Annotated in this window: 19 protein-coding genes; 15 read left to right on the top strand and 4 right to left on the bottom strand. The window is 70.6% G+C overall.

What is annotated here, in order from left to right; translation table 11 throughout:
• Positions 1-13 precede the first annotated feature (13 nt).
• From ftsZ to ACPXY0_RS10690, 8 genes are all read left to right on the top strand, one after another.
• The gene (ftsZ, locus tag ACPXY0_RS10725; protein ID WP_423924527.1) at positions 14-1300 is read left to right on the top strand and encodes a cell division protein FtsZ; all 1287 of its coding nucleotides are present in this window, start codon (positions 14-16) and stop codon (positions 1298-1300) included.
• 5 nt (positions 1301-1305) lie between these two features.
• Positions 1306-2601 (top strand): M23 family metallopeptidase, encoded by a 1296-nt coding sequence (locus ACPXY0_RS10720; protein WP_423924526.1) that lies wholly within the window; start codon positions 1306-1308, stop codon positions 2599-2601.
• Positions 2598-4544, top strand: coding sequence for a hypothetical protein (locus ACPXY0_RS10715; RefSeq protein ID WP_423924525.1), 1947 nt, complete (start codon positions 2598-2600; stop codon positions 4542-4544). Before ACPXY0_RS10720 ends, ACPXY0_RS10715 begins: the two co-directional genes overlap by 4 nt.
• Positions 4541-5485, top strand: coding sequence for a signal recognition particle-docking protein FtsY (ftsY, locus tag ACPXY0_RS10710; protein ID WP_423924524.1), 945 nt, complete (start codon positions 4541-4543; stop codon positions 5483-5485). Before ACPXY0_RS10715 ends, ftsY begins: the two co-directional genes overlap by 4 nt.
• Before the next feature lie 4 nt (positions 5486-5489).
• Entirely contained in the window at positions 5490-7604 is a 2115-nt protein-coding gene (gene recG / locus ACPXY0_RS10705) for an ATP-dependent DNA helicase RecG (RefSeq protein WP_423924523.1), read from the top strand.
• Positions 7605-7805: 201 nt separating this feature from the next.
• On the top strand, positions 7806-9107 hold the full coding sequence (asnS, locus tag ACPXY0_RS10700; RefSeq protein WP_423924522.1) for an asparagine--tRNA ligase: 1302 nt from the start codon (positions 7806-7808) through the stop codon (positions 9105-9107).
• 12 nt (positions 9108-9119) lie between these two features.
• Positions 9120-9608 (top strand): RidA family protein, encoded by a 489-nt coding sequence (locus tag ACPXY0_RS10695; protein WP_423924521.1) that lies wholly within the window; start codon positions 9120-9122, stop codon positions 9606-9608.
• 19 nt (positions 9609-9627) lie between these two features.
• The gene (locus ACPXY0_RS10690; protein ID WP_423924520.1) at positions 9628-9852 is read left to right on the top strand and encodes a hypothetical protein; all 225 of its coding nucleotides are present in this window, start codon (positions 9628-9630) and stop codon (positions 9850-9852) included.
• A 603-nt stretch (positions 9853-10455) separates the two neighbouring features.
• Here the strand turns inward: ACPXY0_RS10690 and ACPXY0_RS10685 are convergent.
• The gene (locus tag ACPXY0_RS10685; RefSeq protein ID WP_423924519.1) at positions 10456-11145 is read right to left on the bottom strand and encodes an alpha/beta hydrolase; all 690 of its coding nucleotides are present in this window, start codon (positions 11143-11145) and stop codon (positions 10456-10458) included.
• A gap of 113 nt (positions 11146-11258) precedes the next feature.
• Between ACPXY0_RS10685 and ACPXY0_RS10680 the strand changes: the two genes are divergently transcribed.
• On the top strand, positions 11259-11696 hold the full coding sequence (locus ACPXY0_RS10680) for an acyl-CoA thioesterase (protein ID WP_423924518.1): 438 nt from the start codon (positions 11259-11261) through the stop codon (positions 11694-11696).
• Positions 11697-11702: 6 nt separating this feature from the next.
• Here ACPXY0_RS10680 and ACPXY0_RS10675 read toward each other — a convergent pair whose 3' ends face one another.
• The 3 genes from ACPXY0_RS10675 to ACPXY0_RS10665 all read right to left on the bottom strand — a co-directional run bounded on the left by ACPXY0_RS10675 (position 11703) and on the right by ACPXY0_RS10665 (position 15340).
• A complete protein-coding gene (locus ACPXY0_RS10675; RefSeq protein WP_423924517.1) occupies positions 11703-12104 on the bottom strand; it encodes a type II toxin-antitoxin system VapC family toxin in 402 nt (133 codons plus the stop codon).
• Complete coding sequence (locus ACPXY0_RS10670) at positions 12101-12343, bottom strand: type II toxin-antitoxin system Phd/YefM family antitoxin (protein ID WP_423924516.1); 243 nt, start codon at positions 12341-12343, stop codon at positions 12101-12103. The genes ACPXY0_RS10675 and ACPXY0_RS10670 overlap by 4 nt, the downstream gene beginning before the upstream one ends.
• Before the next feature lie 66 nt (positions 12344-12409).
• On the bottom strand, positions 12410-15340 hold the full coding sequence (locus tag ACPXY0_RS10665; RefSeq protein WP_423924515.1) for an FAD-binding and (Fe-S)-binding domain-containing protein: 2931 nt from the start codon (positions 15338-15340) through the stop codon (positions 12410-12412).
• 62 nt (positions 15341-15402) lie between these two features.
• Between ACPXY0_RS10665 and ACPXY0_RS10660 the strand changes: the two genes are divergently transcribed.
• The 6 genes from ACPXY0_RS10660 to ACPXY0_RS10635 all read left to right on the top strand — a co-directional run bounded on the left by ACPXY0_RS10660 (position 15403) and on the right by ACPXY0_RS10635 (position 22217).
• Entirely contained in the window at positions 15403-16572 is a 1170-nt protein-coding gene (locus tag ACPXY0_RS10660) for a pyridoxal-phosphate-dependent aminotransferase family protein (protein WP_423924514.1), read from the top strand.
• An 8-nt stretch (positions 16573-16580) separates the two neighbouring features.
• Entirely contained in the window at positions 16581-17576 is a 996-nt protein-coding gene (locus ACPXY0_RS10655) for a TRAP transporter substrate-binding protein (protein ID WP_423924513.1), read from the top strand.
• 68 nt (positions 17577-17644) lie between these two features.
• Positions 17645-18049 carry a TRAP transporter small permease gene (locus ACPXY0_RS10650; RefSeq protein ID WP_423924512.1) on the top strand — a complete coding sequence of 135 codons (405 nt, stop codon included), beginning with the start codon at positions 17645-17647 and terminating at the stop codon, positions 18047-18049.
• Entirely contained in the window at positions 18046-19329 is a 1284-nt protein-coding gene (locus ACPXY0_RS10645) for a TRAP transporter large permease (RefSeq protein WP_423924511.1), read from the top strand. The genes ACPXY0_RS10650 and ACPXY0_RS10645 overlap by 4 nt, the downstream gene beginning before the upstream one ends.
• Positions 19330-19423: 94 nt before the next feature.
• Positions 19424-20944 carry a Fic family protein gene (locus ACPXY0_RS10640; RefSeq protein ID WP_423924510.1) on the top strand — a complete coding sequence of 507 codons (1521 nt, stop codon included), beginning with the start codon at positions 19424-19426 and terminating at the stop codon, positions 20942-20944.
• Positions 20945-21116: 172 nt separating this feature from the next.
• Positions 21117-22217, top strand: coding sequence for a carboxypeptidase regulatory-like domain-containing protein (locus ACPXY0_RS10635; protein ID WP_423924509.1), 1101 nt, complete (start codon positions 21117-21119; stop codon positions 22215-22217).
• Positions 22218-22654: the final 437 nt, after the last annotated feature.

Genomic DNA, 22654 nt, shown 5'->3' with positions numbered 1-22654 from the left:
AGAGGGGGGACACATGGTATTCGAATTCGACGACGGGATCCCGCGCAACGCGCGGATGAAGGTGGTGGGCGTGGGTGGCGCCGGCGGCAACGCCGTCAACCGAATGATAGACGAGGAACTCGAGGGCGTCGAGTTCATCGCGATCAACACCGATACCCAGGCGCTCAACGGGTCCGAGGCCCACCTCAAGGTCCAGATCGGGAAGGCGCTCACGCGCGGTCTCGGAGCCGGGGCGCGACCCGAGATCGGACGGCAGGCGATCGCGGAGAGCGAGGAGGAAACGCGTGCGGCGATCGCCGGGGCGGACCTTGTCTTCGTGACGGCGGGGATGGGTGGAGGCACCGGTACGGGGGCCGCCCCCGCAATCGGCCGCATGGCGCGCGAAATGGGCGCGCTCTGCATCGCGATCGTCTCGCGGCCCTTCCACTTCGAGGGCAAGAAGCGGATGCGGCAGGCCCAGCTTGGCCTCCGCGAACTCCGCCGCGCCGTGGATACGATGATCGTCGTGCCGAACGAGCGCCTGCTCGCGGTGGTCGGCAAGGACACGACGTTCGGCCAGGCGCTGAAGAAGGCGGATGAAGTGCTCCTGCAGGCGACGCGGGGGATCTCCGACCTCATCTCGGTCACGGGCGAAGTCAACGTCGACTTCGCCGATGTGAGGACCGTGATGTCGAACCGCGGCGCCGCGCTGATGGGGACGGCGACGGCGAGCGGAGAAGAGCGGGCCGTCGAGGCGGCGCAGCAGGCCATTTGCTCCCCCCTGCTCGACAACGTATCCATCAACGGTGCGACGGGCGTCCTCATCAACATCAGCGGCGGCCCCGACATGACGATCGACGAGGTGACGACCATCAACTCGATCGTCCACGAGGCCGCCGGTGAAGAGGGTGAGTTGATCTTCGGCGTCGTGCATGATCCTCAGCTCGAGGGTACGCTGCGCGTGACCGTGATCGCGACCGGATTCGGGGAGACGGAGGAGGAGCGCGAGGAGCCCCGCGCGGCGGCGACGGTCGCGCCGGCGATGGTCGCGCCGCCGACGGTCGCGCCGGCGCCGCCGAACGGCCGGATCGTGATCGGGTCGATGTACCAGGGGCCGCGCCTCTTCGACGACGAAGTGGAGAAGGTCGCGCCCCGGCCCGCCGAGGTGGCAGAGGAAGTGGCGACCGAGGACGTGGCGACCGAGGACGTGGCGACCGAGGCAGTAGCGACCGAGGACGCCGCGGAAGAGTCGTGGGTCGGCGCCCGCCCCGATTTCGAGGATCTGGAGATCCCGACCTTCATTCGACGGCAGATGGACTAGCGCGGTTGAACACGAGATGTCTCATAGCGGGCGGAACGGCCTTCGCGTGCCTTTCCGCCATGGGGTGGACCGCGCTCCGTTTCCGCGCGGACCCCGCCGACGAGGTCAGGGTCGTCGAGGTCCCGACGCCCCCCGCCCCGGTCGCGCTCGTACACCGTCTGGCGTGGGGCGAGACACTCGGCGGCGTGTTCGAGAAGTACGGGCTGGATCGCGGCCAGACGCACGGGATCGTCGAGGCCATGGGCGCCTTCGAGAACCATCGCCGGTTGCGCCCGGGCACCGAAATCCACTTCGTCCGACGGCCCGGTGAGACTCCCGCCCGGATCCGGATCCAGCTCGACCCGGACCGCATGCTCCACATCTGGTCCGAGGGTGAGACCGCGCGGAACTGGGCGGCGCGGCTCGACTCGGTCGCGGTCACCCGCGACACCATCCTCCTCGCGGGACTCATCGAGACGAACCTGTTCGATGCCGAGTTGTCGGGTGACGTGGACCGGCTGGGCGACGGAGAGCGTTTCGAGGTGGCGCACCGGCTCTCGCAGGTCTTCGCCTGGCAGATCGACTTCTGGCGGGACCTGCGGAGGAACGACGCCTACCGGATCCTCATCGCGCGCGAGGTGCGGCCGGATGGTTCCGTGCGCAACGCCACGGTGCTCGCGGCCGACTTCCGCAACGACCGGCGTACCCTCGCCGCGGTCGGATTCCAGCCCGCAGGGCTAAAGGGCGGGCTCGCGGGCGTGGAGTATTACGACGCTTCGGGGGAGGCGATGCGGGGGCAGTTCCTTCTCGCGCCCCTGGACATCGTCCGAGTCACGAGCCGCTTCAACCAGCGACGCTTCCATCCCGTTCTGAGGCGTACGCGACCGCACCTCGGGGTCGACTACGGTGCCCCCAGCGGCACGTCCGTGCGGGCGACGGGAGCCGGCCGCGTGAGCCGCGCGGGCTCGTGGGGCAACTACGGCACGGCGATCGAGATCCGCCACGCGAACGGCATCCGCACCCGGTACGCGCACCTGAGCGGGATCGCCCGCGGCATCGGGAGCGGGACCCAGGTGGAACAGGGGCAGGTGATCGGGTACGTGGGCGCCACCGGCCTCGCCACCGGGTCTCACCTGCACTACGAATTCCTCCGCAACGGGGCGCAGGTGAATCCGGCCCGGCTGCAGCTGCCGCGCGCCGAACCCGTCCCGGATGAGCTGCGCGCCCTCTTCGGGACCGTGCGCGACGATGTCTTCTCACGCCTGCAACGGGTTCCGATGCCGCTCTACACCGAGCCGCGCCTTCGCCGCACACAGGATTGACCCCCGGCCTCTGGGTTCTGGTCGCGCTCGGCGCGGTCGCGATGGCCGGCTGGGCCTATGGCACGCGCGAGGAGCGCGTGGCGGGGCGAAGCGGCCCGGCCGCGGTTCGGGCGGTGGCGATCTTCCTGATCCTCGGTGGCCTCGCCCTCCCCGCGCTGCGCGGGACCGGCCTGGGCGCTCCCGAACGCGTCGTGCTGCTCGACCTCTCGCGGAGCATGACGCTCCCCGTCCGGCCGGGCGATCCCTCGGCGCGGACCCGGCTGGACTCGGCCCTGGCGGTGCTGTCCTCCTTCACGCCGGACCGGGTGTACCTGTTCGGCGAGAACCCCGTGCCCGCGCCGCTCGACTCGCTGACCGCGCTCATCGCCGGACACGACGCGAGCCGCCTCGAACCGGCGCTGCAGGTCGCCCGGCTGGGGGGGGCCGACAGCGTCCGGGTGCTCACCGACGGCGACCTCTCCGACCGGGCGGCCGCCATCGAGACGGCGGAAGGCCTCGGGCTCGGGGTGCGCGAGATCCGGGTGGCCGCCCCGGCGCCCCGCGTCGGCTTGGCCGCGCTGCGTGCGCCGGAACGGGCCCGGGCCGGCGACACGGTCCGTGTCACGCTGGAGTTTCGGTCGGGTGGAGGCGGGGCTGAGCTGCCCGACAGCGTGAGCCTCCAGCTGGAACGCGAGGGCGAGGTCGTCGCCTCCTCGCTGGCCCCGCGTCCCGCTCCGGGGCGAACCGGCCGCGCCGAACTCGCCTTCGTCCCGCGGGACGAAGGCGGCGGGCCGGCCTGGCGGCGCTACGAGGCCGTGCTCGCCGATCCCCCCGATCCCTTCGGCGTCTGCGGCCGGATCGGAGCCTGGATCGAAGTTTCCGAGGCTGCCGCCGGCGCGGTGCTCGTCTCGACCGTCCCCGACTGGGAGGCCCGCTTCCTCGTCCCCGCGCTGGACCGGCTCGTGCTGGGTGGGGCGCGGGGCTACCTGCGGCTCTCGGACGGGCGCTTCCTGGAGATGGGAGCGACGCCCAGGGTCGTCGAGGAGTCGCGGGTGCGGGCCGCGGTCCAGGGCTCGCGGCTGCTCGCCGTGCAGGCCGTCCCCGGGGAGATGCCGGCCTGGCTGGCCGGGGCGCTCGCCGCGCACCCGCGGACGCTCTTCTTCGCGGAGGGAGCGGGCGATGTGCCGGGCGTGGGCTCGCGGCTGACCGGGCCGCTGCCCGGCGAGTGGTACGCCGCCGGCCCCGTGCCCGCGAGCCCTTCGTCGGCGCTGCTCGCGGAGGCCGATCTCGACCTCCTGCCGCCGGTGCGCGAACTCTACGCCGTCGAACCGCCGGGTCGCTGGTCCGTGCTCAACGCGAACCGGAACCGACGCGGCGAGGGGCGGCCTCTGCTCACGGCGGGAGAAGACGGCGCGCGCCGGTGGGCGCTCTCGGCGGCCTCGGACTGGTGGCGCTGGTCGCTGCGCGGCGGCGACCCGAGACGCGTCTACGAGGGCGTGTTCAGCGGGATCGTCGGGTGGCTGGTCGAAGACGCCACGCCGCGCCTCGCTTCGCTCATCCGGCCGCCGGCGGTCGGGCGGCCGCCGGTGTGGCGCATCCGCCCCGGCTCCACCGACCTGTCGATCCGCCTTCTCGACGGGGAGGGCGCGGAAGTGTGGAGCGAGTCCGCCGCCGATCCGCCCCCCGAGGTCATCGGGCCCGCGCTGCCGATGGGGAGCTTCGAAGCCGTGGTGACGGCCACGGGCCCGGACGGTCCCGTCGAACTGCGGCGCCCCATCGACGTCACGGCGGATCCGGCGGAGTTCCTGCCCGGCCCCGTGGTCGAGCCCCTCGCCATCGCGGCGCAGGCGCCGCCGCGGCCGCCGATGGAGGTTCGCCCGCCGCGGCCCGTGTGGCCGTTCCTCTTCGCCGTGCTCCTCCTGTGCGGGGAGTGGGTCTGGCGTCACCGGATCGGACTCCGATGACGCCCGCCGTGCGCCGCCGCAAACGCGGCCTGTGGCGCCGGATCGTCGACTTCGTCCTCACCGATGTGAACACACTCGTCGACGGGGGGCTGGACGACGCCGCGATCGAAGGTCTCGAGCAGGTGCTGCTCGAAGCGGACTTCGGGGTCGACATCACGCTGGAGCTGGTGGAGGAGCTCGAGATGGCGGCGAGTCGCGGCGCCATCGCTACGGAGGACGATCTGCGAGACGTGCTGCGCGCCCGCCTCACCGAGGTTCTTGCGGCCGCCGATCCCGCCGCAGCGCCCGCGGGACGGGCCGGACTGTGCGGAGGAGGGGAGGGGCCCGGCGTCGTCCTCGTCCTCGGCGTGAACGGCGTGGGGAAGACGACGACCGTCGCGAAGCTCGCGGCCCGCCTGCGGGGGGAGGGCCAACGCGTGCTCCTCGCGGCCGCCGACACCTTCCGGGCCGGGGCGCAGGCGCAGCTGCGGACGTGGGCCGAGCGACTGGAGGTCGACTTCGTGGGCGGCCCGCCCGGGGCCGACCCGGCGTCGGTGGCGTTCGATGCCGTGACGGCGGCGCGGGCCCGGGGCGCGGCGTGGGTCCTCGTCGACACGGCCGGCCGTCTGCACACGCAGGACGACCTGATGCGGGAACTCGGGAAGATCGACCGCGTCCTCGGACGGCAGGTGGAGGGGGCGCCGCACGAACGGCTCCTCGTCGTCGACGCCACCTCCGGGCAGAACGTGGTGCAGCAGGCCCGCCGGTTCGGCGAGTTCCTCGATCTCACCGGGCTCGTGCTCGCCAAGTTCGACTCCACGGCGCGCGCGGGCACCGTCGTGTCCGTGGTGCGCGACCTCTCCGTGCCCGTCCGCTTCCTCGGGGTGGGAGAATCCCCCGCGGACCTCGATGCCTTCTCGCCCGGCCGCTACCTGGACAAGATCCTCGTCGCGGACCCGTGATGCCGTGACTCCCGCGAGATCCCTCCTGCGGGGACCGGTCCAGTACCTGAAGGGCGTGGGCCCCAAGCGGGCGGAGCGGTTCGCGCAACTCGGCGTGGACACCGGGCGTGACCTCCTCTACCACCTGCCGTACCGCTACGAGGACGCGACGACCGTCGACGCGATCGCGGGGCTGCAGGTCGGCCAGGACGCGACCGTCATCGGGCGCGTGGTCTCGAAGGGCGTCATCCCCACCCGCCAGCGCCTGCGGGTGTTCCGGGCGGTGATCCGCGACGACAGCGGGCACATCGAGTTGGCCTGGCCGGGGCGGCCGTGGCTCGACCGCACGATCGACAAGGGCGACCTGCTCCTCGCGGCCGGGCCGGTGCGCTTCTACCACGGCCGGCAGCTCCAGCCGCGCGAGCACACGGTGCTGGCCCGAAGGTCCGACGATGCCGCCGCGTCCGACGATGGCGCGGCGGCCGCCGAACGGCCCGCGGCGGGCCGCGTCTTCCCGGTCTACGGGGCCACGCGGGGGCTCACGCACCGGCAGGTCCGGGCGGTCGTCCGGCTCAACCTGTCGAGCCTGCTCGCCGAACTCGGGGATGACGACCCGATCCCGCGCGCCTGGCTGACGGAGCTGTCGCTCCCGCCCCTCGCCGAGGCGCTGCATACGCTCCACCGCCCGCCCGCCGTGGACCGGGTCACGCCATCGCAGCGCCGCCTCGCCTTCGAGGAACTGTTCTTTCTGCAGCTCCTGCACGCCCGGGCCCGGGCCCGGCTGCGGCACGAGAGCGAGGGGATCGCCTTCGACGCCGCGCCCACGCTGACCCGTGCCCTGCCGCGCGCGCTCCCCTTCGAGCTCACCCGCGCCCAGCGGCGCGTGTGGGCCGACATCGAAGCCGACATGCGCCGGCCCACGCCCATGAACCGCCTCCTCCAGGGCGACGTCGGGAGCGGCAAGACCGTCGTGGCCGCGCTCGCGATGCTCAAGGCGATCGAGGGAGGCCGCCAGGCCGCGATCATGGCGCCGACCGAACTGCTGGCCGAACAGCATCAGCGCACCTTCGTCGACATGCTCGGCCCGCTCGGCGTGGAGCCCGTCCTCCTCACCGGATCCGTCACAGGCAAGGCCCGGCGGGACGCGCTGGAGCGCATCGCGGACGGCCGGGCCCGCTTCGTCGTCGGCACCCACGCCCTCATCCAGGACGCCGTCGAGTTCGCGTCTCCCGGCCTCGTCGTCATCGACGAACAGCACCGCTTCGGCGTCGAGCAGCGCCGCCGCCTGCGCGAGAGCGGCCAGGCCTCCGACGCGCTCGTCATGTCGGCCACGCCGATCCCGCGCAGCCTGGCCCTCGTGCTCTACGGCGACCTCGACCTCTCCGTCATCGACGAACTGCCACCGGGCCGCCGCACGATCAGGACCGCCGTCCGCGGCCCCGGGAGCCGGGAAGCCGCGTTCGACTTCGTGGGAGACCAGATGGCCGCGGGCCGCCAGGCGTATGTCGTCTACCCGCTCGTCGAAGAGTCGGAGACCCTCGAAGCCCGCGCCGCCACCGTGATGTTCAAGCGTCTCCAGGCCCGCTTCCCCGACTTCACCGTCCGTCTCCTCCACGGCCGGCTCTCCTCCGCCGAGAAGGAGGAGGTGATGCGCAGCTTCCTCGCCGGCGACACGCAGCTGCTCGTCGCGACGACGATCATCGAGGTGGGGATCGACGTGCCCAACGCGACCGTGATGCTCGTCGAGGACGCCGAGCGCTTCGGCCTCGCGCAGCTACACCAGCTCCGGGGGCGCGTCGGCCGCGGAGCGGAGCAGTCGTACTGCATCGTGTTTCACGCCGCGGCGGAGCCGTCCGAGCGCCTGCTCGCCTTCGAGAAGACGTCGGACGGCTTCAAGCTCGCGGAGGACGATCTGCGGATCCGCGGGCAGGGCGACCTGTTCGGCAAGGAGCAGCACGGCACCCCGCTGCTCAGGTTCGCCCAGCTGGACCGCGACCACGATCTGCTCGAGGACGCCCGGCGGCGGGCCCGCGCCATCGTCGCCGCCGACCCCGGCCTCACGAAGCCCGCCCAGCGCGCGCTCAGGCACGCCCTCGACGCCCGCTACGCCCAGCGCGAGGCGCTCTATCACGTAGGCTAGGAAGAGGCCGAACTCGTGGCCAGGCTGGAAGCCGCCATGTGCACAGGCTTCGTCACGGGCTTCCCGACCCGTCCGGGCGCCTGAGGCCCGCGAAGTCGTTGTCCGGATCCCGGCGAGGGAGATTGCTCCGTCCGGGGGAGGGGACGCAACTTGTCGCCGGCTCGAACCCCATCCCTCGATCATCCCTCAACGGAATCATTCATGGGAGAATACTCCAGCGCCATTCGCGGGTTGCCCGCGCGGGTCGGCCATGAGGTGCGGCTCCGCGGGTGGGTCCGGCGCCTCCGCTCCAGCGGCAGGATCTCCTTCCTCGTGCTGAGGGACGGGACGGGCGAGGTCCAGTGCGTGTTCGTGAAGAACGAGGTTTCGCCCGAGGCCTGGGAGCGGCTGGCCGAGGCCGGACACGAGGCGTGCGTCGCGGTCACCGGTACCGTGCGCGCCGACGACCGGGCGCCGTCCGGCGTCGAACTCACCGCCTCCGACATCGAGGTGCTCGGGCCGTCGGAGGATTTTCCGATCCAGCCCAAGGAGCACGGGGTCGAATTCCTGCTCGAGAACCGCCACCTGTGGCTGCGCAGCCCCCGGCAGATCGCGATCATGCGGGTCCGCGACGAGGTGATCCGCGCCATCCACGCCTTCCTGCATCACGAGGGCTTCGTGCACGTCGACACGCCGATCCTCACCGGGGCGATCGGCGAGTCCGCGGGGACCTTGTTCGAGACCGAGTACTTCGACCTCGGCACGGCCTACCTCGCGCAGACCGGCCAGCTCTACGTCGAGGCGGCGGCCGCGGCGCTGGGGAAGGTGTACTGCTTCGGACCCACCTTCCGGGCCGAGAAATCGAAGACGCGCCGACACCTGACCGAGTTCTGGATGGTGGAGCCCGAGGCCGCGTGGCTCGACTCCGAGGGCAACATGGCGCTCCAGGAGCGGTTCATCTGCTGGATCGTGATGCGCGTCCTCTACAACCAGCGCGAGCAACTCGAGATCCTGGGCCGCGACATCTCGAAGCTCGAGGCGATCGCCCCGCCCTTCGACCGCATCAGCTACACCGACGCCGTCGCGTGGCTGCAGGCGCGCGGGAGCGAGATCGAGTGGGGGGCGGATCTGGGGGCCACGGACGAGACCCGGCTGGTGGAGGGCCGCGAGAAGCCGCTCTTCGTGTTCGACTATCCGAAGGGCGTGAAGGCCTTCTATATGAAGGAGAACCCGGAGGATCCCCGCACCGTGAAATGCAACGACCTGCTGGCGCCGGAGGGATACGGCGAGGTCATCGGCGGAAGCCAGCGCGAGGACGACCACGACAGGCTCCTCGCGCGGATCCGGGAGGAAAAGCTCCCGGAGGCGTCCTACGACTGGTATCTCGACCTGCGACGCTACGGGACGTTCGTCCACAGCGGCTTCGGGCTCGGGATCGAGCGCACCGTGACCTGGATGTGCGGGATCGAGCACCTGCGCGAGACGATCGCCTTCCCCCGGATGATGACTCGTATCACCCCATGACGAGGAGGACGCATGACGCGGAAACAGCTTCTGGTGGCGACCCTGGCGCTCGGCGGGGCCCTGGCGCTCGCAACGCCGCTCGCGGCGCAGGAACACGACGCGATGGCCGAGATGATGCACTCCGTCGAATACCTCGGCGGGCGTCCCAACTCGCCGTTCTCCGAGGCCGTGCGGGTCGGGAACGTGCTCTACCTCTCCGGGAAGCTCGGCACCGTGCCCGGCCAGGGCCTGGTCGAGGGCGGCATCGTCCCCGAGACCGAGCAGACGCTGCGGAACATCGCGGACGCGCTCGAGCGCTACGGCTCGTCGATGGACGAGGTCGTCAAGTGCACCGTGTTCCTGGCCGACATCGCCGACTTCCGGGACATGAGCCAGACGTACATGGGCTTCTTCCCGAACCATCGACCGGCGCGCAGCGCGGTCGCGGTGGGCGCCCTCGTGCTGGACGCGCGCGTCGAGATCGAGTGCATCGCGACGGTCGGCCTCCCGGGCAGCCCCTAGCCGCCCGGCGCGTCGCCTCGTGATTCGGCTCACCTGGCTCGGTTTCGTCGTCGGGGCGATCGTGTTCGCGGTGCTCGGGATGTGGATGAACACCCAGATCGGCGCGCCGATGTTCTCGAACCCCGGCCCGGTCGGGATCCTCGCCCTCATCGGAGGTACGACATCGGGCCTCGTGAGCCCGCTCCTCTTCCGGCGCGCGGGCGCCCGACATCGTCGCCGCGGGGACCGCGACCCGGAGCGCTAGCTCGAGACGTTCCCGCGGGAACGTCCAGATCTGGAGTTCACGGCTCTCGAGGACAGGTCCTAGGGGGTGCGAGAAAGGTCGAGCCAGATGCTCGTCGTGTACCGGCCATTCCAGATGTTCCTCTCATCCGGTTCCCCTTTTCGTCAACAAACCCCCCGTAACGGGCTGACGAGCCGGTCAGGGCCATCACCACCTCGCGCGTGCTCGGGCTGTAGAAGCCTTCGACAGGGTAGCGGCGAGTGTTGTCGATGCTCTCGGAACCGGGGTCGACAAGTATGGACCCGGTGAACCTCTCGGCGCCTATCGCCGGACGGTGCGCCGTCACCGCGAGCCTTAGCCTCGGACCCGTCCCCGTACCCGGACTCCCCCCATCGTCTCCCAAGCTTCCCGGCCACGTACCGTTGAGTACTACTTGGCGGGAGGTGGGCTCGTGAACGCCGCCACAACTCGAGGCGAGGAATGCCCCGATCAGCACCAGGGAGCGCGTCGCCCTCGGGCGCGACACGGTTTCGGAACGTACGCGCTTGAACCTGAGAAACTCGCGCGCTGTCATCCTCTGACTCCTACCAGCCGTGTGGGTCAGCGCTGGATTCGGGTGGGAAGCTAAGTGCCGTTCGTCTCTCCAGGCAGGGTGAGGCCCCGCAGGACGCCCGCGTCGAGGCGGTGTCCGCCCGAAAAGGTGTGGGGCGTGAAGTCAACGCCCGCCTGGCGGAGCCGCGCCTCGTGGGCGTCGACGGCGGCGGCATCGTAGTACTCGTCCTGCTCGCCCACGACGAGGTGGAGGTCGGCGGCCGAGAGCGTGGCCCCGTGCTCCGCCAAGTCCAGGTCGGGCGGAACCGTCGACCCCCACAGCACTGCGCGGTCGATCCGCGCGCGGCCGAACGCGAGCCAGCGGCAGAGGGTGTGGACGCCCTGCGAGAAGCCGAGGCCGACAATCCGCACGGGCTTCGATCCTCCCGTCCTCGGTCGCGACTCCTCGGCGAGGATGTGCGCGTGGAGCCGGTCAAGATAGCCAACATAGTCCTCGATATCCGTGAGGCGGTCCTCGCTCGTCATCCACGAGGCGCCCACCCTGCGCGACTCGTGGTCGATGTACTGCCGGTGCAAGCCCTCCGCGGCGACGATGCACCGCGCACTCGTATGGATCGGCTGGAAGTAGCGCAGGAATCGATGGGCGAGCTGGTTGTAGCCGTGGAGGACGAACCAGATCTCGCTGGCCAGCCGCTCGTGCGGCTCGAGCACGGCGTATCGCACCCTCCGTTCGATCGTGATGTGTTTGGGTTCGACCGCCACTTCACCTCCCGGCTCAACAGGAGTGATAGATTGCCACTCCCGAGGCGATGGGGCCACGGCCGCCCGCCGGGCCACCCCGGGAAACCAGTCCAACGAAGAGCGACGGGACGAGAATGTCTTCGGAGTTCGTCTACACTCGACGCGTGGAGTTCGCGGATACCGACACCGCGAACCTGATCCACTTCACGGCGCTCCTGAAGTTCATGGAGGAGGCGGAGCACGCCCTCTACCGGTCGTTCGACTTCGTCGGCTATCGATGGAGCGAGGACTCGGTGTTCGGGATGCCGCGCGTCTCCGTCTCGTGCGACTATCTGGGCGCGGTCCGCTACGGCGATGAGGTCGATGTACGGCTTCAGGTGCGCGAGGTGCGCCGCAAGGCGATCCGCTACACCGCCGAGTTCGCGATCGAACGCTCCGGAGAAGGAGAGGTCGTGGCCCGCAGCGACTGGACGGTCGTCTGCGCCCGTCGTGACCACGGCAGCCTCGACTGGCGCGGCGTGGAGATTCCCCCGCGGCTCAGGGCCCGGCTCCAGGCGATGATCCCGGCGTAGTCGGACTCAACAGCTTGACCCCCGCCGCCTCCGCAGCCCGCGCGCGAGCTTGCGGTCCAGCGTCGCCAGAGGACGGTTCTCGCGCAGCGCCAACTCCAGATAGAGGGCGTCGTAGACGGTCAGGTCGTGCTCTCTCGCGAGCCGAAGGACCATGGGCCCATGCGGCTTGCGGTCCAGCCGAACGGGGAGGGCATCAAGGGCCGCCAGTGCCGCGTCCGTGATCGCGGGCGTCGTGCGGCCTCTTCGCTCCGCGACCAGCAGGGCGTTGCGCAATTCCGCCCACCAGAGCTGCGGCGCCACGCCGCCGGCGACCTTGAGTTGTTCGAGCGCGAACTCCGCGACGGCCGAGGACTCGTCCATCATCGCCCAGGCCATGGCGGTGGAGCAGTCGATGACGGGCGACCTCACCGCCGACCTTCATCCCGGAAGGCGAGGATCTCCGACACCGAGAGGTTGCCGTGTCGGTCGCGCAAGGCCCTCAGCCTCGCGACCGCGGCGTCCACCGCCTGCCGATCGGGTGTGTCCGGAGGAACGAGTCGCGCCACCGGACGTCCCCGCTTCGTGATCAGCACGCTCTCGCCCGCAGAGACCGCCTCGAGGAGGGCCGAGAGGTGCGTTTTTGCTTCGAACGTGCCGACTTCGCGCATTTGTCTGCCGCCTTCCAACAGCTGTATCAAACTAGTCAACAATCTAGTTAGATATGGCTTGTTGCGTCAACCGGGCTGGGCGGCGTCGAGCACGGTCGCGACGTGGCGGCCGCGGGCGTCGGCGAGGTCGGCGATCTGGTGGCGGCAGCTCGTGCCGTTGGCGATCAGCCACTCGTCCTCTGCGAGGGCGCGGACGGCCGGGAGCAGTTCGAGTTCCGCGACCCGGCGGGAGACATCCGCGTGCTCGGCCTCGTAGCCGAACGAGCCGGCCATGCCGCAGCACCCGGCGGAGATGGGCTCGACCTCGAGGTCGGGGATCGCGCGCAGGACTTCCAGCGTCGGGCCGTCCGCGCCGAACGCTTTCTCGTGGCAGTGGCCGTGGACGCGGACACGCCGCACGGGCAGGGGCGCGAGTTCCAGCCGCTCCAGCGCGCCCGCCTCGACGAGCCATTCGGTGAGCAGCCGGGCCCGGGCGGCGACCTCCGCCGCGGCGGGGCCCGGATCCAGCGCGGGCAACTCGTCGCGCAGGGTGAGCAGGCACGACGGCTCGAGCCCCACCACCGGGATGCCGCGCGCGACGAAGCGGCCGAGCGCCCGCACGGTGCGGTCCAGTTCGACGCGCGCCTCCTCGACCAGGCCGACGTTGAGGAACGTCCGCCCGCAGCAGAGCGGCCGGCCCGCCGTCGACGCCTCCTCCACACGCCAGCCCGCGCGCGCCAGCACGCGAACGGCGGCATGGGCGATCTCCGGCTCGAAGTAGCGGGTGAAGGTGTCGACGAAGAGCGCGACCCGTCCCCGCGGGGGTGAGCGGACTTCGGCGGCGTGTGAGCGTAACGGCCCGGTGAAGGGCCGCGACGACCAGCGGGGGAGGGGACGGTCGGCGGCCAGGCCCGCCACCCGTTCCCCGAGGCGTGCGAGCGCGGGAACCCGGTTCCGGAGGTTGACGAGCGGGGCGAGGCGCGAGGCCAGCGGCGCGTAGCGCGGGAGCCAGGCGAGCGCCCGGTCGCGCGGCGAGAGCGGCCGGTCGGCGCGCACGCGGTGCAGGAAATCGATCTTCATGCGGGCCATGTCGACCCCGGTCGGACACTCGCGGCGGCACGCCTTGCAGCCGAGGCAGAGGTCCATCGCGTCGTACAGCTCCGGCGATGCCCAGGGATCGTCCCCCAGCTGTCCCGAGAGCGCCAGCCGGAGCGCGTTCGCGCGCCCCCGCGTGGAATGGCGTTCGTCGCTGGTGGCGCGGAACGACGGGCACATCACCCCGGGGCTCCGCTTCAGACAGGTGCCGTTGTTGTTGCACATGTCGACCGCCCGGGAGAAGCCGCCCCACTTCTCCCAGTCGAGTACCGTCGGCAGCTTCTGGGTCTCCAGCCCGTTGCGGGCCCGCAGGAGCGAGGCGTCGTTCATGCGCGGCGGGTCGACGATCTTGCCGGGGTTCAGGCGGTCGTCGGGGTCGAAGCGGCGCTTGATCTCTCCGAAGGCGGAGACGAGGCGCTTCCCCAGCATCGGCTCGAGGAACTCCGACCGGATCCAGCCATCGCCGTGCTCGCCGGAATGCGAGCCCCCGAGGTCTCCCGCGAGCGCGAACGCATCGGCCGCGATCGCGCGGAGGCGCTCCACGTCGTCGCCATCGCGCAGGTCGAGCGCCGGCCGGACGTGGAGACAACCGACGGATGCGTGCGCGTACCACACGGCGTGCGTCGCGTGGCGGTCGATGATCTCGGTCAGCCGGCGGTGCCATTCGGGCAGACGCTCGAGGGGGATGGCGCAGTCCTCGATGAAGGCGAGCGGCTTGCGCGCGGTGGGCCGCGACATCGAGATGCTGAGCCCCGCCTTGCGCAGCGACCAGATCCGCGCCTGGAACTCGGACGACTCCGCGCGGACGACCCCGGCCGCGACGCCCCCCATCGTCGATTCCAGGGCCGAGAGCGATGCGGAGACCCGGTCCGGATCGTCGTCGGCGAATTCGACCACGAGAATGTCGCGTGGGCGGCGGCCGCCGTCCTCTCCGAGCTGCCGGAGGGCTCGCTCGAAACGGGGGATCTGTGCCGCGAGCTCGAGGAGCGTGGCGTCGACGAGTTCCACCGCCGTCGGGCCGAGCGCGACGATCGCGGGCACCGCCGCCAGCGCCGCCCGGACCCGGTCGAATCCACACACGGCGAGCGTGCGCACGGTCGGAATGGGCTGGAGGTCGAGTTCGAGCGCCGTAAAGACCGCGAGGGTCCCCTCCGAGCCCACGAGGAGATCCGAGAGCCCGGCGCCGGGCCGTCCCAGACGGTGCAGCGCGTAGCCCGCCACGTGTCGCGGCACGTCGGGGATGCGCCGCGCCAGCTCATCCGCCTCCCGCGCATGGAGCGCCCGGAGGTCGGCTTCGAACGCGCTCGGGAGCGGGCCGGACCGGCCGGGCGGGGCGCCGCCGTTGGTGTCGCGGGCGAACCAGGCGCGCCGGCCGTCGGCGAGCACCGCCTCGATGCCGCTGACATGCTCGACCATGTGGCCGTAGCGCACCGACCGCGCCCCCGCGCTGTTGTTGCCCGCCATGCCGCCCAAAGTCGCGCGGCTCGCCGTGGCCACGTCGATCGGGAAGAAGAGCCCGTGCGGTCGCAGGAACGCGTTCAGCCGGTCCAGGACGATGCCCGGCTCGACCACCACCCGCCGCCCCGCCGGATCGAAGTCCAGCACCCCGTTCAGGGCGCGGCTCGTGTCGAGGATCACGCCGCGCCCGATCGACTGGCCGCTCTGCGACGTCCCGGCCCCGCGCACGACCACCGAGGCATCGTGCTCGCCCGCGAGTTCGATCGTCCGCCGCACGTCCTCCGCCGATTCCGGGAACACGACCCCCAGCGGACGCACCTGGTAGATCGACGCATCCGTGCTGTAGAGTCCGCGCGTGAAGCGGTCGAAGCGGACTTCCCCCCGCTGTCCGGCGCGGAGCCGCGCCTCGAGTCGGGGCCGGGGCCGTTGCGTACCGGCGCGGTCGTGAGAGATTGGGCGAGTCACGAGCCAAGTTGTATCGGCGCGGCCCCCGGCCTGACAAGAGCGCCCCAAACGAAAGAACCCCCTTGAACTACCGCAGCGGCAGGCACTTCCTCCAGCTTCCGGGCCCCACCCAGGTCCCCGGTCGCGTGTTCCGCGCCATGACCCGGGCGGTGATCGACCACCGCGGACCCGGGTTCGGGCGCATGGTGCTCGGACTGTTCGAGGGACTGAAACGGGTGTTCGGCGACCCCGCGCACGTCTTCATCTTCCCCTCCTCCGCCAGCGGCTGCTGGGAGACCGCCCTCGTGAACACGCTCGCGCCCGGGGACCGCGTCCTCCTCTGGAACCACGGATTCTTCGCCTCGAAATGGGGAGACTTCGCTCGCGAACTGGGGTTCGACGTCGAGGTCCTGACCGGAGACTGGCGACAGCCCGCCGACCCGGAGCGGATCGCCGCCCGGCTCGCCCAGGACCGGAAGCGGCAAATCCAGGCGGTGCTCGTCGTCCACAACGAGACCTCCACCGGCGTGACCAGCGACATCGCGGCGGTGCGCGCCGCCCTGGACGAAGCGCACCACCCGGCGCTCCTCATGGTCGACGCGGTGTCGTCGCTCGCCGCCACCCCCTACCGGCAGGCGGAATGGGGCGTGGACGTCACCGTGTGCGGATCCCAGAAGGGACTCATGCTCCCCCCCGGACTCGGGTTCTGCGCCGTGAGCGAGAAGGCGCTCGACCGTCACCGGGAGGCGGCGCCGGTGCCGCGCGCGTACTTCGACTGGACGGCGATGCTGCGGGACAACGAGGGCGGCTACTTCCCCTACACGCCGCCCACCACCCTCCTCTACGGGCTCGAGGCGTCGCTCGCGATGCTGCGGGAAGAGGGAGCCGACGCCACCTGCGCCCGGCACGCCCGCCTGTCCGAGGCGACGCGGCGGGCCGTCGCAGGGTGGAGCCTCCGTAACTACTGTCAGGACCCGAAGGCGGTGTCGAACGCCGGGACCACGGTGATGGTGGGAGAAGGAGAGGACGCCGAGGCGTTCCGGCTCGCGGTGTTGGAGCGGTTCGACATGTCGCTGGGGACGGGTCTCGGCCCCCTGAAGGGGAAGGTGTTCCGGATCGGACACCTCGGGGACCTCAACGAACTCATGCTGATGGGGGCGCTGGCCGGCGTGGAGATGGGACTGAAGACCTCCGGCATCGCGCACACGACGGGCGGGCTGGCCGCCGCCGCCGAGTTTCTGGCCCAGGCATGAGGCGGCCCATGAGGAGAGGCTTGCTCGTGCGGCCGACGCTCGCCGCCGCGCTGGCGACTGCGGCCCTGAACTCCATCGGGTGCGGAGGGGGCGCGGAATCCGGGCTGGTCGAACTGTCGCTGGGCCACGTCGGGTCGCCCGGCTCGCTCTACGACGTGACCGCCAACGAATTCGCCCGCCGCGTGAACGAACGCCTCGCCGGCCGGGCCGAACTCCACGTCTACGGCGCCAGCCAGCTCGGCGGCGATGACGCCATGCTCCAGCGGCTGCGGCTCGGCACGCTCGACATGTCCCTCCCCTCCACGATCATGTCGTCGATGGTCGACGCCTTCGGGCTGTTCGAGATGCCGTACCTCGTCCGCGACCGCGAGCACATGAAGCGGATCGAGGAGGCGGTCGTGTGGCCCGACCTCGCCCCGCGCGCGGAGGAGACCGGCTACCGAATCCTCGCGGTGTGGGAGAACGGGTTCCGTCACATCACGAACTCCCGGCGCCCCATCCACGGGCCGGAGGACCTCAGCGGGATCAAGCTCCGCACGCCGCGCGGGGTATGGCGCGTGAAGCTCTTCCAGGCGCTGGGCGCGAACCCGACGCCGATGCCGTTCTCCGAGGTCTTCGTCGCGCTCCAGACGGGGGTGATGGACGGCCAGGAGAACCCGCTCACGCAGGTGACGAGCGCCAAGCTGCACGAGGTCCAGGACTACCTCTCCCTCACGGGCCACGTCTACAGCCCCGCCTTCGTCACGACCGGCGCCGGCCGGTGGGAACGCCATCCCCCGGAGATCCGAGCCGAAGTGGAGGCGATCGCGCGCGAGATGCAGGCCTTCGTGTACGAGACGGCGGCCCGGATGGATGAGGAACTGCTCGCTCAACTCGAGGCTACGGAGATGGCGATCAACGAGGCCGACCCGGCCCGCTTCGAGGCCGCCAGCGAGCCGATATACGAGGAGTTCGCGACCGCCGTCGAGGGCGGACGGACTCTCATCGAGAAGGCGCGGCGCTGAGGACGGGCGTCCGCCGCTTCCTCGAGGGGGCGGTCCTCGTCCTGCTGGCCGCGCTCGCGGTCGCCGTCGTGGTCGGCGTAGGGTTCCGCAAGGCCGGGGCGTCGCTGGTGTGGTACGACGAAGTCGCCTCCATCCTCCTCGCCTGGCTCACCTACTACGGAGCCGCGCTCGCCGCGCTGCGGCGGGCGCACATCGGCGTGCCCACGCTGGCGCAACGGCTGCGTGGACGGGCCCGGCTCGCCGTCATCCTCGTGGCCGAGTCCGCGGTCATCGCGTTCTTCGCCGCGGTGGCGTGGGCCGGGTGGCAGGTCGTGCGCGTACTCGAGGGGACATCGCTGGTGAGCCTGCCTTCCGTGCCCGCCGCGCTCGCGCAGTCCGTGATCCCGATCGGGGCCGTCCTGTTCATCGTCGCGCAGCTTATGGGGCTGAAAGACGCCCTCGCCGAGGGAGCGGGCCGTGAGGGGGAGCCGTGACGCTCCTCCTCCTCTTCGTGGGGCTGCTCCTCCTGATCGCGATCGGCATCCCCATCGCGGTCGCGCTCGGCCTCGTGGCGCTCGTGGCCATGCTCGCCTCGGGCGGGGTCGCCATGCTCCCCAACGCGGGACTCGTCCTCTTCACCGGCGCGACCTCGTTCCCGCTCATCGCGATCCCGCTCTTCATCCTCGCGGGCGCGATCATGAACGCGACCGGGATCTCGCGCCGGCTCATCGCCTTCGCCTCCGCGCTCGTGGGGTTCATCCGCGGCGGCCTCTCGATGGTCAGTATCTCCGCGTCGCTCTTCTTCGCCGAGATCTCGGGCTCCGCCGTGGCCGATGTGGCCGCGCTCGGTTCGATTCTCATCCCCGCCATGAAGAAACGCGGCTACCCGACGCCGTTCGCCGCGGCCGTGATGTCGTCGTCGGCCACGCTCGCCGTCATCATCCCCCCGTCCATTCCCATGATCCTGTACGGCGTCATGGCCGAGGCCTCGGTCGTCGAGCTGTTCGTCGCCGGCATCGTGCCCGGGGTGCTCGGCGGGCTGCTGCTGATGTTCGCGGCCTGGCTCTACGCCCGCCGCCACGACTTCCCGGTGGAGGGCAAGTTCGAACTCCGCCGCGTGTGGACGACGTTCCGCGAGGCGGGGTGGGCCCTCCTCCTGCCGGCGATCATCCTCGGCGGGATCTTCAGCGGCTGGGTGACGGCCACCGAGGGGGCGGGGCTCGCCATCGTCGCGGCACTCGTCGTGGGCGGGCTGGTGTACCGCGAACTCGACCTCGCCCACCTGCGCGAGGCGATGCTGGAGGGCGGCGTCCAGACCGCCGTCGTCATGCTCCTCGTCGCCACCTCGGCACTCCTCGGCGACTACCTCACGGAACAGCGGCTCCCGCAGCAGGTCGCGGCCGGGATCATGGACCTGACCTCGAACAAGTGGCTCATCCTGGCGCTGCTCAACGTCTTCTTCCTCGTGATCGGGCTCTTCCTGCACTCGGCCGCCGCGATCATCCTCGTCGTCCCCATCGTGATGCCGCTGGTGCGGGCGGCCGGCATCGACCCGGTCCACTTCGGGCTCATCGTCACGCTCAACCTGGGGATCGGCCAGCAGACGCCGCCGGTGGCGAGCGTGCTCGTGACCGCGTGTTCCGTCGCCAAGGCGGACATCTGGGAGGTGAGCAAGGTCAACGTCCGCTTCATCGCCGTCCTCGTCGCCGTGCTGCTGCTGGTGACGTACGTGCCGGCGATTCCCCTCGCGCTGGTGGACGTCTTCTACCACTGAGGTCGAGCCTCGGCATCTTGGAATTGATTTTCCACGACATGTGGGTATTGTAATGGTTTCGCCACCTGCGTAACCGTCTTGCCACGGCGGACCCATGAGCAACGAAGCCCGTAGACCTGTCGGTCAGGCCTGGTTCGTCCGCCACTTCGATCTGGCGGTTCCGAGGCCAGCCGTTCGGAGCTACGTCGTCGCGGGTGCCCGGCGGACCGAGACGGATGGCCGCCGGACTACGGAAATCTATCCGCTGCGGTACGCGACGGAGGACTCGATCGTGCCGCACCTCCGCTTCGCGCTGCGCCATGAGGCTTTCGACCTCGGTGTCCTGGTCGCTGCCCTCCGCGAGATCGACCCGGCGGTACTCGAAGCCTGGGTGCGGGCGCAACCGACGGGCGCCTTCAGCCGGCGGGCGTGGTTCCTGTACGAGACCTTCACCGGCCGAACGCTGGACCTGGAAGACGCGAAGGCGGGAAACTACGTTGGTGCCCTCGATCACAACCGGCATGCGGTCGCCACCCGCCGTAACTCCAGGCGTCACCGGGTCGCCGATAATCTCCTTGGGGGGTCGGAGTTCTGTCCCGCCGTGAGACTCACCTCGAGGCTCCGGAAGGCGATGAAGTCGGGTCTGGACGAGGAGGCCCGCGACCTAATGGAGAGCTACGACCCATCGATCCTCGCCAGAGCCGTTGACTACCTCTTCACCAAGGAGACGCGCTCGTCGTTCGCGTTGGAGGGTGAGACCCCGAGCGGAGGGCGCGCCGAGAGGTTCGTCGCGGCGCTGAAGTCGGCGTCCGCGTTCGACCCCGCCGACAAGGCGGACCTCCTGCGCCTGCACGCAGCCATCGTCGATCCCCGTTACGCCGCGGACGACTGGCGCACGGTCCAGAACTTCGTCGGCGAGACCATCGGCGGATACCGTGAACGGGTTCACTTCATTTGCCCCCGCCCGGCGGATGTCCCCGGCCTCATGCGTGGCTGGACGGCGTTGACCGGGCGCGTCGTGAACGGCGGCGTGGACCCGGTTGTCGCGGCGGCGGTCTCGTCGTTTGCCTTTGTTTTCGTCCACCCCTTCGAAGATGGCAACGGGCGCATCCACCGCTTCCTGATGCACCACGTCCTCGCCAAACGCGGATACGGTCCCCCCGGCACCATCCTCCCCGTCTCCGCGGCCATCCTGCGCGACCGGCAGGGCTACGACGACACCCTCTCGGGCTTCTCGCGGTCTCTGCTGGACCTGATCCGATGGGGATGGTCGGGTGGGGGCGCCGATTCTCCCAGCCGGGAGATGGTCGTCGAGAGCGACAGCGCCGACCTCTACCGCTATTTCGACGCCACCTCCTTCGCCGAATACCTCTACGACCGGGTGGCCGACTCGGTGCGCCGTGACCTGAAGGAGGAACTCGGCTTCGTGGCGGTCTTCGACAGCGCCCTCAGGGGTGTCCGGGAGATCGTGGACATGCCCGACCGGCGTGCGTCGCTGCTCGTGCGCTTGTGTATGCAGAACGGCGGGCGGCTCGCGGCGAGGAAACGCGCGAGCTTCGCCGAGCTGACCGCCGACGAGGTCCGCGCGATGGAAGCTGCGGTCCAGGAGGCGATGGCCGCCGGACGGTCCGCCTGACGTGTCCTTAGTCCGGCATCCGGTGTGGACGCGGTCCTCGCCCCGGACCGGGCAGCGTCCGGCCTGTCCGGAACGGTTCCGCCGCCGATGTGACGTTCTTCCGACTCGCCGCGTCACCCAGCATGGAGCGGTCCGCCTTTGCAGAGGGCGCAACAAGCACGGAGGGACGGATATGCCGACAGGTGCCACTCGCTCGTTCCTTCGTGCGACGCTCGCCGCGCTGCTGCTCGCTGGCACCGCCGATCGCGCCGCTTCATTGCAGGACACACCCCAGGATGCGCCGTCGGGGGACGCAGGCTGCGGGGCCGCGATCACGGTCACCGTCCTGGATGACACCGGGCTGATTCGGATCCCCACCGCCACTGTCCTCGTGCGCTGGACGGACGCGGTTGAGAGGCCGGTCCGTGAAGCGGTGGGCTCCGAAGGACGGCTCCTTCTGTGCGTGCCGCCGGACGCCCGGCAGGCCGTGCTCTGGGCGGAGTTCGGCGACGCTTCGAGCGAGGAGCAGATCCTGGCCCTCGAAGCGGGACGGGCGCATGAAGTCGAACTCCGGCTCCTGTTCGCGGAGGCGACGACGGGACGGCTCGTGGGCCGGGTGCGGGATGTCCGGAGCCACCGTCCCGTGGCGGCGGCCGCCGTATCCGTTGCCGGTCGCCGGGAGGAGGCGCAGAGCAACCGGAGGGGCAACTTCGTCCTGAGCGCGCTACCTGTAGGAGAGTACGAAATCTCGATCCGGCACCTCGGCTACGCGCCGTTGACGCACACCGTGACGGTGACCCGGGGCCACACCACCGAGGTCGACGTGCGCCTGTCTCCCGACCCGGTGGAACTCGAGCCGTTGGTGGCGACGGTCACGAGGATCCGTCGGCTGGAGACACAGGGCTTCTACGAACGCAAATACTGGGGCGAACTCATCGGTGGCGGCACGTTCTTCACCGTCCAGGACATCGAGCGCCGGAACCCATTCCTCATCACAGACCTGATCGCGGACGCACCAGGGGTCCGCGTCAGGTGCGGCGGCAGGGCACGGTCGTGCAAGGTGTACAGCAGGAGGATCTCGACCGGATTCGGAGGCCGCGGCTGCGAAATGACCGTGTACGTGGACGGGACGCCCGTCATTCAGCCGGGCAGGTCAAACGTCACGACCATCGACGAATTCGTCCTCTCCATCGAGGTCGGGGGGGTCGAGGTGTACCCGGGCGCGGCGTCGCTCGCCGCGGAATTCTCCGGCTCCGACGGCCGGTGCGGCGCCATCGCGATCTGGACGAAATAGCGCCGACCCAGGCGCCGGGACCGTCAGCGGCTCCCGCTATCGCATGGCGGAATTGGTTTTCCACGACATGTGCGAATTGTAATGGTTTCGCCACCTGCGTAACCGCCTTACCAGGGCGAACCCAGGAGCAACGAAGGCCCGCAGACCTGTCGGGCCCTTGGGAACTTCCCCCAACCCGGGGCGTATTGAAATGAAGGGCATGTCTCCCCTTGCCCCCACGCGCCCGCGAAGGAGTGCCCATGGGTTACGAGCCGGCACGACCTCGATCTCTCGTGGCCGCGCTGCTCCTTGCAGTGAGCGCCGGCCCCGCCGCGGCACTCCAGGCCGAACCGCCGCAGCAGGAGACGGACTGCGGCGAAAGCGCCTCTCTCGCCATCACCGTCCTGGACGACTCCGGGTTCATTCCGATCCCCGGCGCCACGGTCGTGCTGCGCTGG

This window comes from Candidatus Palauibacter sp., from assembly GCF_965237495.1.
GTDB lineage: Bacteria > Gemmatimonadota > Gemmatimonadetes > Palauibacterales > Palauibacteraceae > Palauibacter.
This window is presented reverse-complemented; position numbering and strand designations above follow the sequence as displayed.